17 protein-coding genes are annotated in these 17,671 nt (G+C 44.1%); 5 read left to right on the top strand and 12 right to left on the bottom strand.

What is annotated here, in order from left to right:
- Positions 1 to 3: 3 nt before the first annotated feature.
- The 3 genes from NYR53_RS15020 to NYR53_RS15010 form a co-directional block, all read right to left on the bottom strand.
- Complete coding sequence (locus NYR53_RS15020) at positions 4 to 453, bottom strand: YlbF/YmcA family competence regulator (RefSeq protein WP_261305898.1); 450 nt, start codon at positions 451 to 453, stop codon at positions 4 to 6.
- 127 nt (positions 454 to 580) lie between these two features.
- Positions 581 to 2,617 carry a helicase-associated domain-containing protein gene (locus NYR53_RS15015; RefSeq protein ID WP_261305897.1) on the bottom strand — a complete coding sequence of 679 codons (2,037 nt, stop codon included), beginning with the start codon at positions 2,615 to 2,617 and terminating at the stop codon, positions 581 to 583.
- Between the two features lie 16 nt (positions 2,618 to 2,633).
- Complete coding sequence (locus tag NYR53_RS15010) at positions 2,634 to 4,316, bottom strand: DNA repair helicase XPB (protein ID WP_261305896.1); 1,683 nt, start codon at positions 4,314 to 4,316, stop codon at positions 2,634 to 2,636.
- A 194-nt stretch (positions 4,317 to 4,510) separates the two neighbouring features.
- Between NYR53_RS15010 and NYR53_RS15005 the strand changes: the two genes are divergently transcribed.
- A complete protein-coding gene (locus NYR53_RS15005; RefSeq protein WP_261305895.1) occupies positions 4,511 to 5,023 on the top strand; it encodes a thermonuclease family protein in 513 nt (170 codons plus the stop codon).
- Positions 5,024 to 5,300: 277 nt separating this feature from the next.
- Positions 5,301 to 6,227 carry a LysR family transcriptional regulator gene (locus NYR53_RS15000; RefSeq protein WP_261305894.1) on the top strand — a complete coding sequence of 309 codons (927 nt, stop codon included), beginning with the start codon at positions 5,301 to 5,303 and terminating at the stop codon, positions 6,225 to 6,227.
- Here NYR53_RS15000 and NYR53_RS14995 read toward each other — a convergent pair.
- The 5 genes from NYR53_RS14995 to NYR53_RS14975 form a co-directional block, all read right to left on the bottom strand.
- Positions 6,172 to 7,245: a Gfo/Idh/MocA family protein gene (locus NYR53_RS14995; RefSeq protein ID WP_261305893.1), complete on the bottom strand. Its 1,074-nt coding sequence runs from the start codon at positions 7,243 to 7,245 to the stop codon at positions 6,172 to 6,174. The two genes, NYR53_RS15000 and NYR53_RS14995, sit on opposite strands and share 56 nt — an antisense overlap.
- A gap of 57 nt (positions 7,246 to 7,302) precedes the next feature.
- The gene (locus tag NYR53_RS14990) at positions 7,303 to 8,451 is read right to left on the bottom strand and encodes a Gfo/Idh/MocA family protein (RefSeq protein WP_047672603.1); all 1,149 of its coding nucleotides are present in this window, start codon (positions 8,449 to 8,451) and stop codon (positions 7,303 to 7,305) included.
- 172 nt (positions 8,452 to 8,623) lie between these two features.
- On the bottom strand, positions 8,624 to 10,729 hold the full coding sequence (locus tag NYR53_RS14985; RefSeq protein ID WP_261305892.1) for a PAS domain-containing protein: 2,106 nt from the start codon (positions 10,727 to 10,729) through the stop codon (positions 8,624 to 8,626).
- Positions 10,730 to 10,877: 148 nt separating this feature from the next.
- Positions 10,878 to 11,318: a CBS domain-containing protein gene (locus NYR53_RS14980; protein ID WP_261305891.1), complete on the bottom strand. Its 441-nt coding sequence runs from the start codon at positions 11,316 to 11,318 to the stop codon at positions 10,878 to 10,880.
- A 63-nt stretch (positions 11,319 to 11,381) separates the two neighbouring features.
- A complete protein-coding gene (locus NYR53_RS14975; RefSeq protein WP_261305890.1) occupies positions 11,382 to 12,551 on the bottom strand; it encodes a M20 family metallopeptidase in 1,170 nt (389 codons plus the stop codon).
- A 204-nt stretch (positions 12,552 to 12,755) separates the two neighbouring features.
- On the opposite strand from NYR53_RS14975, the gene NYR53_RS14970 reads away from it, so the two are divergent.
- Positions 12,756 to 13,103 carry a YugN family protein gene (locus NYR53_RS14970; RefSeq protein WP_261306377.1) on the top strand — a complete coding sequence of 116 codons (348 nt, stop codon included), beginning with the start codon at positions 12,756 to 12,758 and terminating at the stop codon, positions 13,101 to 13,103.
- A gap of 13 nt (positions 13,104 to 13,116) precedes the next feature.
- Positions 13,117 to 14,286: a putative lipid II flippase FtsW gene (gene ftsW / locus NYR53_RS14965; protein ID WP_261305889.1), complete on the top strand. Its 1,170-nt coding sequence runs from the start codon at positions 13,117 to 13,119 to the stop codon at positions 14,284 to 14,286.
- Positions 14,287 to 14,304: 18 nt separating this feature from the next.
- On the opposite strand, the gene NYR53_RS14960 is transcribed toward ftsW, so the two are convergent.
- Positions 14,305 to 14,685 carry an Asp23/Gls24 family envelope stress response protein gene (locus NYR53_RS14960; protein WP_261305888.1) on the bottom strand — a complete coding sequence of 127 codons (381 nt, stop codon included), beginning with the start codon at positions 14,683 to 14,685 and terminating at the stop codon, positions 14,305 to 14,307.
- A gap of 210 nt (positions 14,686 to 14,895) precedes the next feature.
- Here NYR53_RS14960 and cax point away from each other — a divergent pair, with 210 nt between their 5' ends.
- Entirely contained in the window at positions 14,896 to 15,930 is a 1,035-nt protein-coding gene (gene cax / locus NYR53_RS14955) for a calcium/proton exchanger (protein ID WP_496198192.1), read from the top strand.
- 41 nt (positions 15,931 to 15,971) lie between these two features.
- Here cax and NYR53_RS14950 read toward each other — a convergent pair whose 3' ends face one another.
- From NYR53_RS14950 to NYR53_RS14940, 3 genes are all read right to left on the bottom strand, one after another.
- Entirely contained in the window at positions 15,972 to 16,259 is a 288-nt protein-coding gene (locus tag NYR53_RS14950) for an Fpa/YlaN family protein (RefSeq protein WP_056833125.1), read from the bottom strand.
- Between the two features lie 124 nt (positions 16,260 to 16,383).
- Entirely contained in the window at positions 16,384 to 16,632 is a 249-nt protein-coding gene (locus tag NYR53_RS14945; protein WP_029195595.1) for an HPr family phosphocarrier protein, read from the bottom strand.
- 114 nt (positions 16,633 to 16,746) lie between these two features.
- Entirely contained in the window at positions 16,747 to 17,256 is a 510-nt protein-coding gene (locus tag NYR53_RS14940) for a TVP38/TMEM64 family protein (RefSeq protein ID WP_261305886.1), read from the bottom strand.
- Between the last annotated feature and the right edge of the window lie 415 nt (positions 17,257 to 17,671).

Raw genomic sequence — 17,671 nt, 5'->3', positions numbered from 1 at the left:
TTATTACCCGCAATTCCCGCTGCAGCTTCCACCGGAACTGCAGCCTTTGCCAGTTGGAAGTGGATTATTGCTTGGGACTTTAATCGTATCGGAGACCGCATGCGCGATCGTTGTAGAAACTGAAAACAGCAAATCGTCCAATCGGTCTTCTGCTTCTTTGAACCTGCGCACCGCTTCAACAGCATGCAGCTTCTCCTGAATCTCTTTCACCGCGGCTAATGCTTCGTGATAGCTTGGGTGGTAATGCCCGAAGCGTTCACATTCCTCGAAAGCATCTTTCTTTCTGGCGAATACAGCTTTAAGATCCCGAACTTCCGCGCTGTTCTCCACAGCGATCTTCCAATATAAATAATCTGCCACTTCTGCAGAGGAATTAATCATATCACCCATGTCATAGGCCTGCATCAGAACGGCCGACATATCTATTGTTTCTGCTTCCATCGTCTGTAACATAACTAAGATCAACATCCTTCCTCTCAAAAAATATATAACATCTCTACTATACCACAGTTCCCCAAGAGTTTCTTCCTTTTCTCTTTGAAGCGAAATCCTCGTCCATTGCTCAATCGCTCATTCTACCCTACGTATAAACACCCTCATCATTGATACCTGGCAAAATAAGCTTCATTTCCTCCCAATCCTCGCTCGCCAATGAAATTTCCTGATATTCCTCCAGTCCTTCCAATATCCAGCCTGATCGTTCCTCGCGTAGAATTCGGGGGATAATGAAGCGATTTCGTCCTTCTTTACGAAGCTGCAAAACGCTTTTCCATTCGATAGCTTTACGGATCATTTCTTTGCGAGTTGAGCCGTGATAGTCACGAAATTCCTTCATCCAGCTTACAGGAATATCCTGCATATCCGGATACAATTCGTCCCGTTCTGGCAAGTGGGTATCCATTTCATAGAGCTGGATAGTATCCCGTGAATAACAAAGGCCGCCTGTCTGATTTTCAGACGAAATCAAGGTATTGCCAACCGCTGCATCCTCGTCTCTTCGGCTGCTTCTTGGATGGAAACCCATTTTCTCTAGACACTTCGTGAGCAGTGTAAGATGTTCACGCATAATAATAAAGTTTGAGCTGCCAACACGTTCCCCAAGAAATGGAAGGCATTTCTCATTTCTAAGCAAAGCTTCCGCTATATCCTCGGAACGGCAGCGAAGCAGCGTTACTTCTTCGATATACAGCTTACCGGCTTGCTCTCCCCATTGCTGCAACGTAATTGTTATATGCGCGGGCACTTCGTAAAGAGCATTCTCGTTCAGCATCCGAATCATCTCCTCGCTGCTCATCCCCTTTTCCCAAGCACGGTAGAAGCTTTCTTTGGTTATGCGATAGGTACGAACAAGATCTGTCGTTTGGAGATCAGCAAAAGCCGCGATATCCCATTCTGTCCGAAGCGATACGTCAGGGGGGAGTAACATTTCGAAATCTGGCTGTACATAAAGCGAGGGACGCACCTCAACATGCGTTTCTGACGAACTGAGGTTACTATCCCCATTACGTGATGTCTCCTGTATCGGTGTGATTAACCATCGAAACCAAAGACGATCTTCCCCGTCGGTACCCAATTCTATGAAACGGAAAACAGATAAAGGAGTTATCCATGTGGTGATGATAGCCGCGCGAAGCGAGGATTCATCCGTCACCTGACCCCCAAGGGAACAGCAAGAACGGATTCCTTTCGCAATAGCGTCCACCTCATACCACTGCCCAAACTCTCCCCTTTCCATCAATGATATGCCATGTTCAAGCCAAACAGGTGCAGGAACCAACAACTGACGCCAAATCTGGTATAATTGCCCTTGCTGGCTATCGTAGGGTTCCTGAAGCCATCTTAAACAAGCCTGCTGATTGAAGAGGTAACGGTCACCTTGGCTATTCATGGATAGGAAACCCATACGAATAGCCACTTCGATCATTAACGCGGCAGATTCGTCATAAACGTCTCTAAATGCGTAAGTAATCCCAGCAGAGCGCAATATATCATTTGGTAAGGCTAGCTGTTCCGTTAGTTTTTGCAGCTGCTTTTTATGTAAAGTCCCTTTGTTTGTGAGAGATAGAGATGATTGTTGGTTACAAGCCACCAGAAAATGAAACAGCTGCTGTGCCAAGCCTCTAGGATGTACCGGTGCTGCAGCATCTGATATGTTTAATTGCCCTGAGTTCCCGGCTTCGTACAGCTCAAAAGTCATATCCTCTTTACCTTTTTGAAGTTGATCTGAAGGAAATAACAACAGCTGCCACGCTGCAAAAGCATCCTCAGGCAGGATAAAAAGCTGCTCCCCCCAAGCTTTGCGAAAAGCCGCTATAACGCCTGCTCTTCTAAGTCCTATAAGGCCTAGAGCGACTTGCGCACCTGCCATACGAAGAGCTGCTTGCTTTTCTAGCGCTCCCTTTGTAAACGGTTCACAGCCAAATGCGGATATGATGAGACGCAGCGTATGCTTTTCATCCAATGACAAATGCCGGTTCAACTCTGCAAGGTACTCCCGATCAGTCAATAAATCAGGTAATGTCACGCCTTGTTTCAGCAAAGAAGAGCACCATTTTTGTTCCATAATTAGCTCTCTCAGTTCTCGGGGCATTTTCTTATCGATATGTTCAAATCTCATCCTTTGCTCCTTCTCGTCATATCGCCGTTTGATTCCAACTTGTTATGCTATATTGATAGCCCTGTTCAACTAGAAACAACTGCCTTTTCATAGCAAAATCCTGCTCCTTCGTATCCTCGCTAATAAGAGAATAGAAGACAGCTGCGTTCGTACCGCTACTCTTAGGGCGAAGGATGCGCCCAAGCCGCTGCGCCTCTTCTTGCCGCGAACCATAACTGCCTGACACCTGAATGGCTACGACGGCGTCAGGCAGGTCTACAGCAAAATTGGCAACCTTCGATACAATAAGGAGGGGCAACTGTCCCTTCTTAAATTGTTCGTATAGGTCTTCTCGGATTTCATGCGCCACTCCGCCGCTGATCATGGGCGCGCCGGTATGGGCAGCGATAAGTTCTAACTGACTAATATATTGGCCGATGATTAACGTCTGTTCATTAGCATGAAGCTGCAATAAGTGGTCAATAACGTCTAGCTTAGCGGCATTTTCTCCAGCAATCCTGAACTGCTGCCTGGCACCCGAGGCTCCATAACGATCCCGATCCAATGCCGATAGGGGCACTCGCACTTCCTTGCAGGCGACCTTGGCTAACCAGCCCTTGGACTCAAGCTCTTTCCAAGCCATATCATATTTCTTCGGTCCCACAAGTGAGAAAACGTCTTCTTCTCGGCCGTCTTCCCTAATTAAAGTAGCCGTTAAGCCGAGTCTGCGAGTCGCTTGTATCTCTGCTGTGGCCCGGAAAACGGGGGCTGGCAAAAGATGTACCTCATCATATATAATCAACCCCCAATCTCTCTGACTGAACAGCCGCATATGCGAGAATTCATCTTCTTTCTTCCCTCGATGTGTCAAAATCTGATAAGTCGCAATTGTGATAGGCCTTACTTCCTTCGAAGTGCCGTTATATTCCCCTACCTGGTCTTCCGCTAAACCCGTTTTGCTTAAAATCTCACGTTTCCACTGCTTCACCGAAGTAACATTGGTTGTCAGAATCAATGTCGCACAGTTGCACCTGGCCATTGCAGCAATGCCAACCACAGTCTTCCCTGCTCCACAAGGAAGCACTAACACACCGCTGCCGCCTTCGCCGACACGGTTAAAGGCATCTACAGCATGCTTTTGGTAATCCCGCAATTGGAAAGGCGCTTCCTTCGTTTCTTCATTCCGAAGCTGTATCGGAAGAAACTCACCACGGCGATAAGCGGCCAAATCTTCTACAGGATACCCCAGTTTGATAAGTTCTTGCTTCAAGACACCTCGTGAAATCGGAGAAATAGCAATAGCACGCTCACCGCGGGTATCCTCAAGATACCTCTTCAACGAATCGTAAGCGCTAATTTCTTTTAACACGACTGTATCATCGCTAACTAAATAGAGCTCGTTTCCGACATTCTCCATCCGCAGTATGCCATACCGCTTTACATATTTACGTATGCTGCTTAGTACCCCGGTAGGTACTCCAAATTTGGCATTCCGCTGTAAAAAGTCCGACATTTCTTCTATTAGCATTCCAGCAGCTGATGCATTCCACAGCGATAATGGCGTAATTCGATACGTATGGAGATGCTCCGGGCTTTTGATCAGATCCGCGAAACGGGATATCGTCCCTCTTACAGCTTCAAATTCCGGGTGATTCGTTTCCACTAATATCGATAAATCGCTCTGTATAATCAGAGGACGGGTAGGATCCATGGCAATCATGTACTGCCTCCTTTTTTCCTAGTATGAAAGGAAAGCACTTGATTTAAACATCCCCGTCATGCTAACGTCTAAAACATACTTGAGGAATGCTTACGAAAACTCAGTATATGCTTACGATGCAAGTTTTCCTAAAGGAAAACTCAGCCTATGCTTACGAAGATAGTTTTCTTATGAAAACTCTAAGGAGGTGCTACATGCGCAAATGGATGATCTCTCTTGCTATGCTGCTTAGTCTTGTTATTTTGATGACTGCTTGTGGGACTAAACCCGCAACTGCAGCTGGCAGAGAGCGTGTAAAAGTAGAACGTATCGTGGACGGTGACACGCTTGAGGTCACAATGAAGGGGAAGAAAGAGAAAGTTCGATTAATTGGTGTGGACACACCGGAGACGAAGAAACCTAATACCCCGGTTATGTTTTATGGGAAAGAAGCAAGTGCTTATACGAAGAAGCGGTTGGAGAAGGAAACCGTCGAGCTTGAATTTGATGTAGATAAAAAAGATCAATATGATCGCTTGCTTGCCTACGTATGGATTGGTGAAGAACTGTTTAACCGTACCCTGGTTCAAGAGGGGTATGCGCGGATCGCTACATATCCTCCGAACGTTAAGTACGTAGATGACTTTAAGAAAGATCAAGAAACAGCCCGTAATAAAAAGAAAGGCTTATGGAAGGATTACGATAAAGCATTTGATACCAAAAAATAACCGATAACTACCAGGGCAAGCGCTGATAGCACGCCAGCAATCGGGAGCAAACGAAAGCCCCTTTTCTCCTTCTTTTCGTACCAATGGGCCCTTCTTGAGCGCTTTTCTATTTCTCTGATATGATGCTCAAATCTTTTCTCTATCTCGTATAGATTCCACATGGTAACTCCCCCTATCCTTTGGTTGAGAACGATTTTACCATGGCAGGAACTACCAGAGTTATCTATAATAAATGATAGTAACCATCAGAAATAGTGATGATTGGAGGGCGACTAGCATGGATCTTACCTTGTATAAAACGCTGCTTGAAGTCGCCAAATGGCAAAACTATACGAAAGCAGGTGAAAGTCTCGGCTACGCTCAGTCGAGTGTGACATCTCAAATTCAAAAGTTGGAAATGGAATATGGTATCGAAATATTTGAACGTATCGGCAAAAAGATGAGACCGACGCCAGCCGGCGACATTTTACTCCGATATGCTTCCAAGCTTGTCAAATTAGTTGAGGAATCGAAGATTACTGTTGCGGGTCAAACGACGGGGAGCTTTATCATCGGCACACACGAGACAACCATGTGCTCTTATATGCTGCCGCCGTATTTAGGAGCTTTCAAGAGGCGTTATCCGCAAATTACGATCACCATCATCGAAGTGGTCGAGAATGATATTTATCGAGCTCTTAAGGCAGGCGAATGCGATATGGGGTTCATCGTTGAACGTGACATACATGACCCCGATTTAATATTTGAAAATATTCAAGAAGAGGAATTCGTCATTATTGCCTCGCCGGATCATCCGTTAGCAGCCAAATCATCCATTGTTCCACAAGATTTGAACGGCTGCGAAATTCTGATGTCAACAGCAGGAAGCCGCTGTCGCAATCTATTTGAAAAGATGCTGCGTAAGCACCAAATCCAATATACGCTGGCTTATGAAATCAACAACTATGAAACGGTCAAAAAATGCGCGATGCATGGACTGGGTCTTTCCTTGCTTCCCAAAACAACCGTTACCGCTGAAACGCAAAACGGGCAGCTAGCGATATTGCCGCTAGACTACCCGAATTTTAAGCTTAACGTACAGCTGTGCTATCATGCCAAAAGGCAATTATCGATGCCTATGAAGGCTTTTGTCCAGTTAATGTGTAGATCTACTCCACACGGATTGCATTCGCCTGAGCAAGCAAGCAAAGCTCTGCTGCTTTGAACGTATGCGCCTGTGTCATAGCATGCTCCGTCCGATTCAGACAGTCCAAAATCAACTGACCGAAGAAAGGAAAGCCTACTTGTCCGTGAAGGCTGTAGTGCTTTTCTCCTTGCTGGTTGACCAGGTATAGCTGATCTCCCTGCGGATCGCGAGCGATGTCAATATATTTACGCAGCTCAATATAGCCTTCTGTTCCTAGAATAACCGTCCGTCCATCTCCCCAAGTACCCAAACCACTCGGTGTAAGCCAATCCACACGGAAATAGTTTGTCGCCCCGTTGTCCCCGATCAGTGTTGCGTCACCGAAATCCTCCAGCTCCGGATAATCCTTCGCATGGTAATTTGCCACTTTGCTGCTTACTACGGTAGCATCCTTACAACCTGCATAATGCAGAAATTGTTCGATTTGATGACTGCCGATATCACAGAGAATGCCTCCGTAGTTTTCTTTCTTGAAAAACCAATCCGGGCGATTCGAATGACCCAATCTGTGCGGCCCTAAACCAATGACCTGTACGACACGGCCAATTGCACCCTCTTCAATAAGCTGTCCCGCAAATACGGCGCTCTCCACATGTAGACGCTCACTATAATATACGGCAAATTTGCGACCCGTCGCTTCAACCGTTGCCTTGGCGGTAGCCAGTTGATCTAACGTTGTGAAGGGAGCTTTATCTGTAAAATAATCTTTGCCATTCTCCATCGCCCGGACACCTAACGCTCCGCGTTCAGAAGGTACGGCAGCAGAAGCGATTAGCTTAACTTCGGCATCGTCAAATATTTCTTGCTCAGACGCAGCCACTTTCACATGGGGATACTTCTCAACAAATGCCTTTACCTTAGCAGCGTCCTGGTCATAAACCCATTTGAGCTCTGCTCCCGCTTCCTGTAAGCCATTACACATCCCATAGATATGACCGTGATCCAAGGCAATAGCTGCGAAAACGAACTCCCCTTTTTGTACGACAATGTTCGGCTTCCCTTTTGGTGCGTAATTCATTCCATCGCTTTTCTGCATGTCCCAATTCCTCCACTATCCTACCCATGTACGCAATAGCGCTAGGTGTTCATGTTATTAGACTACAAGTGTTTTAAAGCCAGCTTCTTTATTGACAGTGGAATTTTTTATTTTATCTTGCAAATGCTGCTCGAACAGTTCTTCGTCAATCGGCAGATCTACCCAATTGTCTGTCCATGTCGACAACAGCATTGCGTTGGAAAGCATAAGACCTTTGATTCCTTCTTCTCCTGGAGCAACCAATGGCGTGCCATGTAGAATGGCATCCACCCAGTTTTGCGTGATGCCTTTGTGGCCTGTTTCTTGTCCTTCAATTGGAATCTCGCACTTCCAGCATTCCGGTTGACCAAATCCACCTTGGTAGGTTTCATTAAATTCTCTCTCGGATACGCGCAAACGCCAGAAAGTTAGCTTGCCATCTTCGATCACAATTTTACCGCGGTCACCGGACAACTCGAATCGGTTTGTCCCCGGTGCTTCACCCGTTGTTGTAACGAACAAGCCCGTAGCACCATTCTCATACTCTACGAATGCGGTTACATCATCCTCTACTTCGATATTGCGATGCTTGCCGAAATAGCAAAATGCACGAACTCGTTTAGGCATCATATCGATCGTCCACTGCCACAAGTCAAGCTGATGCGGATCTTGGTTAATGAGTACGCCGCCGCCTTCGCCTGCCCATGTTGCACGCCAGCCGCCTGAATCGTAGTAGCTTTGGGATCTATACCAATTCGTAATAATCCAGTTTGTTCTGCGAATTTCACCAAGCTCACCAGATGAAACCAGGTCCTTCAACTTTTTATATAAAGGATTTGTACGTTGATTGTACATCATACTGAATACTTTACCTGAAGCTTGCGCAGCTTCGTTCATTTGACGAACTTGTTTGGTGTAAACACCTGCGGGTTTCTCACACAACACATGGAGTCCGGCTTTAAATGCACGGGCAGCTACATCTGGGTGATCATAATGTGGAGTCGCAATCAATACACCGTCAACTGTCCCCGAAGTAAGGAATGTATCAAGATTGTCGAATAATTGGACGCCTTCGCCTAGGTTTTCTTTCGCCCATTCCAAGCGGTCAGCTCTGAACTCACATACAGCGGTTAGCTGAGCACCCTTCACTTCATTGTTCACCAAATATTTGGCATGTCCGGTTCCCATATTGCCCAGACCAATAATACCAATCCTTACTTTCTCCATATGGTTATCACCTTTTTCTTGTTAGATTCACAATTATTGAACACGTTATCAATGTAGCATATTTAGAAGACCGCATCTTGTCGCAGATTGACCACCTTATTGCGAACTTTGACAGTTGCAAGAAATCGACAATGAAAAAAGGACCAGTTTCCTGGTCCATTCCCTCCCTTTTTCACGAAAAAGCTGGCAGTTGGATAAGGACAGTCGTGCCAACGCCAAGCTTACTTTGATATTCGATATGCCCTTGATGTTCATCGATAATTGCGAAGCTAACCATGACGCCGAGCCCAGTTCCCTTCTCTTTGGTCGTATAAAAAGGTTCCCCTATGCGCGGCAGCCGCTCCTCCGATATACCCATTCCCTGATCTGCGAAATAGAGAGCTACACCGCCCGCAACCTTTTTCACAGATACATGCAGACCGCCTCCTGTTGGCATCGCCTCAATGGCATTTTTAATCATATTCACGAAAACCTGCTTCAATTGGTTTCGCTCACATTTAACCAGAGGAAGATCAGGTTCACAATCTAGTTCGATGATCACATTGCTCATGATTGCCTCCGTATTCAGCAGTTCAATGACTTCGCTAAGAATAGCTTTCGTATCATGAGGTTGAAATGCTACTACCTGCGGCTTAGCAAGAATCAGAAGCTCTCCCAAAATCAGTTCGATCCGGTTAAATTCTTCCTGCATGATCTGAAAATACCGAAGCTTGCTTTCTTCGTTTGCATGACACATCAGCTTCGCAAATCCTTTGAGTGCCGTAAGCGGATTACGAATCTCATGTGCAATACCTGCTGCCAATTGCCCAGCGACATTTAATTTTTCCGTTTTGCGAAGAAGCTCTTCTGTCTGTTTCTGTATGGTGATATCCTGCACCGTTCCAAACAGACGCAGCGGTCTCCCCCATTCGTCATAGGTCGTTTTGGCCATAGTATGAATCATGCGAATTTCATTCTCATTCACAATAATTCGATACACCATATCTAATAAACCGCCATGCAGCGCATCACGGATTGCCTCTTTCACTTTAACGGTATCATCCGGATGAACTGTATTAAAAAATGCTTCTATTGTATTCCCAAAAGATTCACGGCGAATACGAAACAGCGTAAATAATTCATCAGACCAGTACAAGTCATTTCTGATCACATCCCAGTCATAGTGACCCAATCCCGCGATTTCTTGCGCAATTTCCAAATTGGCTTTGCTTCTTTTTAGCTCAGATTCAATTTGTTTATATGTTGTAATATCGTGAATGAGTCCCCGTATTGCCGTGCGACCATTATCCCGGATGACTCGCTCGATTTGAGATTTCAGATGGCGCACTTCTCCATCTTTGCGAACAATCCTGTACTCGACTTCTGATAAACCAACCTGTAAAGCGGTCTCAAAAGCAAGAGCAACTTTCTCGCGATCATCCAATACAATTTGATTAATAGCTTCGCTTAATTCAATGGAATCAACGGGATCAAGACCATGTATACGGTACATTTCCTCGGACCATATGCAATACTCATCGTTCAAATATCGTTCAAAACTGCCAAATTGCCCCAGCCTCTGTGCTTGAACAAAACGCTCCTCGACCTGCTTACGCTCCGTGATATCGCGCCAAATGCCTAATATCTGAATTCTCTTGCCCTCGTCATCGAACATCCATTTGAAATTTTTCTCAAACCACACGTACCACCCTTTTTTATGCAAAAAGCGACAGGTGATCATCCCTTGGTCTGCAACAGCCGATTGGTTTTCATCATTAAAAATGGTTCTCAGAATCTCTAAGTCTTCCGAATGACAGTACGTCAAGATACGGGTACCGACCATTTCCTCAACCTCATAACCGAGCAGCGAGTGAATAGCAGGGGAGACATATCGAAATTTGCCTTCAACGGTAGTCAATGTGATTAAATCTTGAAAATTCTCTGTATATTTAAGATAATACTCGCTTTCCAGCAATGAACTAATTTCAGCATAATCCGGTTTGCGGAGTGCGATATGCAAGCTCCCGCTATATGGATACGCACTAATCCTCACCCACTGATTGGACGCTTTTATGTACTCTTCAAAATGAACCTCTTCCTTATTTTTAAGGGCTTTATGGAACTGATCGTAACAAGCGTACCGTATCGCGTCAGGAAATTCTGCCCATGCGACTTTACCCAACAATTCATCGGGCGTACGATTTAAAATTTTTGCTGCATATTCGTTGATATATGTATAATGCCAACCTGCGTCTAGAATAATGACACCAATAAATGCGCTGTCTTCGACCCTATTCATTCTAAGATGTTAACCTCCCCCTACCCTTTTCGCTATCATTATCTCTCATGATTTATCGGTAGTAAAGACAACAATTTTTCTTGACAAAAAAAGCAACCTTTCTCCATAGCATGGAAAACAGGTTGCTCACTATGATTGGTGATCCTAATTATTTACTGCCGACTAGTGTTTTGTCTGATGAAATTTTACTAAGCGCTTCCCCTGCTTCATCCTCAAAAATGCCGCGAACCGCTAGGTCACCGATGGCTACGATTCCGACAAGCTCGCCGTTCTCCATTACAGGTAAACGTCGAATTTGATCTTTAGCCATTATTTTGGCAGCTTCATCAACAGATGTATCAGGGGTTATTGTCGCGATATCCTTCGTAATGACTTTATCGACAGCAGTAGAACCAGAATGCTTTTCTGCGTATCCGCGAACAACGAGGTCACGGTCTGTTACAACACCAATGAGTTTCTTACCCTCTACAACGGCAACGAATCCGATATCGTGCTGTTTCATTTTCAAGGCGATCTCGTAAATATTATCCTGCAGAGTAACGGTTACGCAATCTTTACTCATGATGTCCCTTACTGTTTTACCTGCCATTTCCAATAATCCCTCCTCGGAGTTAACTTACCTCTATAGCATTCTCCAAAGGACGGACGGCATTCATGCCATATAATCCAAAGCCATTCCTAACAGCAAATTTGCCGCATTCAGCATAGATTTCTCATCAATATCGAACTTCGGATGATGATGCGGATGTATGATGCCAGCCTCAACATTACCTGCACCAACGAACATAAAACAACCTGGTCGGTGGTTCAAATAATAGGAAAAGTCCTCTCCGGCCATAATAAGCGGAGACTCGTGAACAGCTTCTGCCCCAAATAATTCGCTTCCGACTTTGAAGAAACGCTCAGCTTCTTTCCCGTCATTAACAACCGTAGGGTAACCTAGTTTATAGTTTATCTTGTAAGAAGCCTGATACATCTCACAAGTGGCGTGTACAATCCGTTCTAGGCGCTCCTTCACATCTTGTCTAAGTTCCGCATTGAAAGTGCGCACAGTGCCATTCAGCACACTCGTTTCAGCTATGACATTGAAGCTAGAGCCTCCATGGAAGGATCCTACGCTAACCACACATGGTTCTATCGGATCTATTTGTCGGCTCACGATCGATTGAAGATTAACAACTAATTGTGAAGCTACATAAATACTGTCAATGGTTTGATGAGGTAACCCCCCATGTCCACCTTTTCCTTGAATGTGAATGGTGAATTCGTCGGGTGCCGCCATTAAGGGACCTGCTTTGGAATAATAATGGCCAACTGGAAATGGTGTCCATAAATGAACGCCGAACACGGCATCAACACCTTCAAGAGCTCCATCTTGGATCATGGAATCAGCGCCACCAGGCGTAATTTCTTCAGCATGCTGGAACAAGAAAACCAGATTCCCTTTCAGTTGAGAACGATGTTGACTCGCCACTTTGGCAATGCCAAGCAGTGTTGAGGTGTGTGCGTCGTGTCCGCAAGCATGCATAACTCCCTTCGTGAGCGAAGAGTACGCACAGTTCTTTTCATCTTGAATAGGCAGTGCATCCATGTCTGCTCGAAGCGCAACCGTAGGACCTTCGCTGCTGCCGCGGAGCAGTCCGACAATGCCATTGCCTCCTACATTTTTGCGCACTTCTATATCCCAACTTTGTAAATGATTCGCCACAAATTCAGCGGTACGATATTCATGGAAAGAGAGTTCTGGGTTTTGATGTAAGTAGCGCCTCCAGGCAACCATTTCTTCATAATTCGCTTGTAAGCTAGCTTGAAAATCGTTCATAAGGAAAATCCTCCGCCCATCCTTGTTTCTTAACTTTTCACGCTTGCTGTGTCATTGAACCTATTCTACCAAATAAATGAACATGTTTCATCTGTAAAGTGCCATCAAATATTAGAAAATTGACGTTGCTATCGACTTGCAGAACCTTGGGAAACATACTATCATGAATAAAGAATGCATACGTACAATATGGAGGCGTTAAAAGTGATTATTGAAGCAACTGGCCTAAAAGGCTTAAAAAGTGATTTGGCTCACCTGGATGAAGTAACGACTAAACTTGGTTTCGTGCGTTGGCAGTGGGAATACACGCGTGCTACTTATGATTTTAAAATGGAAGATAAAGCAAGTAATTCCGTATATTTCTTACGTGTAAATGCTCGCGTAGAATCCGGTAAACTAGAATCTCCTTATGCAATCCTATTCTTAGAAGATGCTTACATAGGTAAAGAAACGTTCCCGCACGGCTTGGATTACAATTCTCCTATCCCTGAGTCCGTTCTCAAAATCTCCAATCAAAAATTAGCACAGCTGCAGCAATTATTAGCAGACTAGGCGAGGAAACAGCATGAATCCCCCTCGAAGAGGAACGCCGGATTTTCTGCTGCTATTTTTAACGTTTGTACTTGTTTGCTTCGGTCTTGCCATGGTCTTTAGTGCAAGCTCAATGACGAGTGCTTATTATGCCAAATTTAACAATGATCCATGGTTCTTTACAAAAAAGCAGCTCATGGCCGTAGGCATAGGGACGGTCGGCATGCTTTTCTGTATGAACCTCCACTACTCCAAGCTCAAGAAGTTAGTTATTCCTGCTTTCTTTGTTGTCGTAGTGCTGCTCGTTCTCGTTATTTTCACTTCAAAATCAAATGGTGCAGCCAGCTGGTTTAACGTAGGTAAATTTGGTATTCAGCCTACGGAGTTTGCCAAACTCATTGTTATCCTTTACTTGGCTTCTCTCATTAGTAATAAAGAAGAGAAGTTCCGTAATTTCAAGAAAGGGCTGCTCCCTGCCATTCTTATCGTTGGCTTTGTATGCTTTCTAATCATGTTACAGCCAGACTTTGGCTCCTGTATGATTCTGCTCGTATGCGCAGCCATCGTCATTATGGTCGGTGGCTCCAATTTGAAGCATATATTCTTTATTGGGACAGGCTTTGTTTCCATTGCCGCGATAGGGGGAGCTCTTTACCTGCTCAAAGGAAACACTGATAACAATTACCGGTTAAACCGTCTGACCTCCTTTCTAGATCCTTTCTCTGATCCACAAGGTAATGGACTTCAAGTTGTTCAATCTTTGTACGCCTTTGGTCATGGCGGATTAACGGGCGCAGGATTCGGACAAGGTATTCAGAAGCTGCATTATTTGCCTGAAGCTCATACTGACTTCATTTTTGCGATCATCGGGGAAGAACTCGGATTCATTGGTAGTGCCTTATTCATCCTTATTTTTCTTATCTTCCTATGGCGAGGCATTCTCGTTGCAGTGCGCAGTCCTGATATGTTCGGAATGCTAACTGGTGTTGGTATCATGGTTATGTTTGCTTTTCAAGCCTTCATTAATATCGGCGGAGTAACAAACACCATCCCTTTAACTGGTGTAACCTTGCCCTTTATTTCGGCAGGAGGTTCCTCCATGATGGTCTCACTCATCAGTATGGGGATCCTGCTCAGTATATCTCGGGAACAATCACACAAAGAAGATGCAAAACCCAAAAAAAGACCCAATCGATTTCAGTGAATTCGATTGAGTCTTTTTTTATTTTACACGATGTGGATCGTCTGACGTCTCTTCTTCCTTGAACGCGACACCTTCCACCTTGACGTTGACTTCCACCACGGTTAGTCCAGTCATATTTTCAACAGCTTCTCTCACGTTTTCTTGGAGATCCCTGCATACATCCTGAATTCGGGAACCGTAATTGACGATAACACGCAGATCGATGGCAGCTTCCACTTGCCCAACCTCAACAGAAACGCCGCGCTGCACATTCTTACCACTTAGTCGCTTAGCTAAGCCTTCCGAGATACCGCCTGACATGCCTGCTATGCCTGCTGTCTCTAGAGCTGCAAGTCCTGCTATTGTTGATACTACATCATCAGAAATACGAATTAAGCCGGTTTGATTGTCTTCGGACATACAGATCAACTCCTCATATTGGGAACTTTGAGTGGAGCTCAAAGTCTCTCCACTCTGGTATAAATCTATTGTAATAAGTTCACTAGATGAAAGCAAGAACAGAGATAACAGTCAAATCGAATTTACATTGGGTTCCAAAGTAGGTATATTAAAAGAAGTCAAAAAGTACCAATAAAAGAATGAGTCGGAGGGTTTACTTTGAAAGGAAAAATGTTTTACATCGGGTTAATCATTTCTTTCGTTGCAACGGGTATCGCTCATTACATGCATCTGAATTCAACACTTCAATTCATTATTGCTTGTATAGCGATCATTTTTGTAGCTGGATTTCTAGGTAAAGCGACAGAAAGTGTTGCGCACTATGCAGGTGAGCGAGTAGGCGGCTTTCTCAATGCAACATTCGGTAACGCAGCTGAGTTAATTATTGCATTCTTCTTAGTTAGAGACGGATTGTTCGATGTTGTCAAGGCCAGTCTCACCGGAGCCATAATCGGCAATCTGCTGCTTGTTCTGGGACTGAGTATATTTACAGGTGGATTAAAGTTTAAAGAACAGTCATTTAACGTAAAACTTGCTTCACACAATTCTTCCTTAATGATTCTTGGCGTTGTTGCGCTATTCATTCCAGCCATCTTTACCGGTGGATTGACAACCAAGGAAACGTCAACGATGAGCATGATCGTCGCCATATTACTGATCGTCGCCTACCTGCTTTGGCTCCTATTCTCCATGGTTACACACAAAAGTGTACTTTCTGACGAAGCCATTGAACATGGTGAGGCAGCGTGGTCCAAAGGAACTTCGATTCTATTTCTAATCCTTGCCACAGTCATGGTAGCTTTCACCAGTGAGTGGTTAGTTGGTACCTTAGAAGAAGTTACCCATAGATTTGGATTATCTGAACTGTTTGTAGGCGCATTCCTCATTGCCATTATTGGAAATGCCGCAGAACATAGCGCAGCCGTGATGATGGCTATGAAGAATAAAATGGGCGCAGCCGTCGAAATAGCCATCGGCAGTTCATTACAGATCGCCTTATTCGTAGCTCCTGTGCTTATACTTATCAGTTTCTTCGTAAGTGGAACACCTATGAACATTGTCTTCTCCACTTATGAAATTGCTGCCATCGGAGTCGCCGTCTTTATTACGAAGTCGATAACCCAAGATGGCTCTACCAACTGGTATGAAGGACTTCTGCTGCTCGTGGTCTATATCATTCTAGGCGTCGTATTCTTCCTCGTCTAACTACATAACAAAGACAAAAAAAAGTAACCCATTGTGAAGGGTTACTTTTTGTTATTCAACGCTTCATATAGCTGCGCAAGGTTACGTTCAAGCTTGCTGAGAATTTGTTTGCCAGGCATTTCGGAAATAAGTCCCGCTCGAATGGCAAAATCAATTTCTCTAGAAAGTCCGTACATTTGCGTATCTAAAACTTCTTCATACAGTGGACATTGACGCGTTGTCAAGTTCTCCATTTGTACTTCGATGAGTTTTTCGATTTTATCTGCATCTTCTTGGAGAAGATTAAGCGCTTTTTGATTCATGTCCAGCAATAGATCAGATGAAGACATTCCCAACTTCCCCCTATACGCATAGTCATCCGTCCTTATATGATCTATATTAAGCGAAATTGGATCAATATACAAGAGAAGGTACCCTCAGAGATTCTGAGAGTACCTTCTTAAAGCATGAACGCTATTCTTGAACAACGTTTACGCCCAAATTGTGCTTTGCGAACACTTCAGCCATAGCGACTTTCGCTTCTTCTGCATCCGGCCCATGAACATGAAGATCATAGTTGCTGGAACTAAGCAATGTAGTGAACAAACCTAAGATACTTTTTACATCGATATACTTATTATCATATTGGAGAACGATTGACGATCTGAATTTATTAGCTGTTTGTGAAATTTCAACAATTGCGGCATTATTAGCACTTGGCATATTTCATTCCTCCATTTATTCGCATCTGAATTGGTCGTCTTGCTCCCTATATGATAACTTGGAAAGGTTACTTAACGCAACTAAAAATTTCCTTCATTCTCCAAGTAAAGCGCTTTACTTCGTCTTTGCTGCAATGGCTTTCTTCACGCCGTTCCCCACTAGAATCAAAACAACGAAAATACCGAGCAACCAAAGTAATCTTCCCTTATATTTCTGGAAATGAAATAAATCATGCGCAATCATCGATTCCAGAAATACGATTGGCAGTTTCCCCAGCAAGGTCCCCCATAGAAAATGAGTAAACCGCATTCGAGTTAGCCCCGCACCAAAATTAATCGCCGAAGAAGGTAAAATCGGAATCAATCTGCCTAGAAGGACATACAGGAATCCACGCTTTTCCATCCGCTTACTAAACTGCGTCACTAACGGGAATCGCTCGAGCTTTTTCTCTACCCATGCATGTCCATAATAGCGAGCAAAATAAAAAGAGGCAATGGCTCCCAAACAAGACATTATGTAATTAACAAGAAACCCTATTTTAATACCGAAAATAGCAACATTCGTACCTGCAACAACAACAAACGGAATAAACGGAAAGAACGTTTGAAAAAAAATTAAAGCCATTCCGATGATTTTACCGGGCCAACCAATGTCCCTTAAATGTTCAGATAGCTGTCGCATATTACTGTGAGTAAGTTTAATGCCTGTAGGGTTATAAAATAAAAAGGCAATCAGAGCAACGAGCAGAATACAAATAAAAAAACCTAACAAAATGTGCTTTCTGTTTCTGTTTAACACCGACAAATTTCGACCATCCTTCCCTTAGACCAAAACCATTGTAACATTTTACAGAAGGTTCAGGAAGAGAAAATTGAAGAGTTATCTGTTCAACAATGGCGAAGTACCCTAGCCTATTTCCATCCTTCATGTAGTTTACCCTACCAATGTAAATTTATTAGATAAGATAGCTTTTATCGACATTTTTTGCAAGTTGAGCAACCGCGTTCTTGATGTGAAAAGTGTTAGAGCGAAGCAAAAG

It is taken from the genome of Paenibacillus andongensis, assembly GCF_025369935.1.
GTDB classification, from domain to species: domain Bacteria; phylum Bacillota; class Bacilli; order Paenibacillales; family NBRC-103111; genus Paenibacillus_E; species Paenibacillus_E andongensis.
Note: the sequence above shows the minus strand (reverse complement) of the source record. Positions and strands in the feature narration are given on the sequence as shown.

Bases quoted from the DNA above. Each gene is read 5' to 3' on its own strand.
- NYR53_RS14940 (WP_261305886.1), bottom strand. From the start codon at position 17,256: ATGGCTTTAATTTTTTTTCAAACGTTCTTTCCGTTTATTCCGTTTGTT.
- NYR53_RS15005 (WP_261305895.1), top strand. From the start codon at position 4,511: ATGCGCAAATGGATGATCTCTCTTGCTATGCTGCTTAGTCTTGTTATT.
- NYR53_RS14980 (WP_261305891.1), bottom strand. From the start codon at position 11,318: ATGGCAGGTAAAACAGTAAGGGACATCATGAGTAAAGATTGCGTAACC.
- NYR53_RS15015 (WP_261305897.1), bottom strand. From the start codon at position 2,617: ATGAGATTTGAACATATCGATAAGAAAATGCCCCGAGAACTGAGAGAG.
- NYR53_RS14990 (WP_047672603.1), bottom strand. From the start codon at position 8,451: ATGGAGAAAGTAAGGATTGGTATTATTGGTCTGGGCAATATGGGAACC.
- NYR53_RS14950 (WP_056833125.1), bottom strand. From the start codon at position 16,259: ATGTCTTCATCTGATCTATTGCTGGACATGAATCAAAAAGCGCTTAAT.
- ftsW (WP_261305889.1), top strand. From the start codon at position 13,117: ATGAATCCCCCTCGAAGAGGAACGCCGGATTTTCTGCTGCTATTTTTA.
- NYR53_RS14995 (WP_261305893.1), bottom strand. From the start codon at position 7,245: ATGCAGAAAAGCGATGGAATGAATTACGCACCAAAAGGGAAGCCGAAC.
- NYR53_RS14975 (WP_261305890.1), bottom strand. From the start codon at position 12,551: ATGAACGATTTTCAAGCTAGCTTACAAGCGAATTATGAAGAAATGGTT.
- NYR53_RS14945 (WP_029195595.1), bottom strand. From the start codon at position 16,632: ATGCCAAGTGCTAATAATGCCGCAATTGTTGAAATTTCACAAACAGCT.
- cax (WP_496198192.1), top strand. From the start codon at position 14,896: ATGTTTTACATCGGGTTAATCATTTCTTTCGTTGCAACGGGTATCGCT.
- NYR53_RS15010 (WP_261305896.1), bottom strand. From the start codon at position 4,316: ATGATTGCCATGGATCCTACCCGTCCTCTGATTATACAGAGCGATTTA.
- NYR53_RS15000 (WP_261305894.1), top strand. From the start codon at position 5,301: ATGGATCTTACCTTGTATAAAACGCTGCTTGAAGTCGCCAAATGGCAA.
- NYR53_RS14960 (WP_261305888.1), bottom strand. From the start codon at position 14,685: ATGTCCGAAGACAATCAAACCGGCTTAATTCGTATTTCTGATGATGTA.
- NYR53_RS14985 (WP_261305892.1), bottom strand. From the start codon at position 10,729: ATGAATAGGGTCGAAGACAGCGCATTTATTGGTGTCATTATTCTAGAC.
- NYR53_RS15020 (WP_261305898.1), bottom strand. From the start codon at position 453: ATGTTACAGACGATGGAAGCAGAAACAATAGATATGTCGGCCGTTCTG.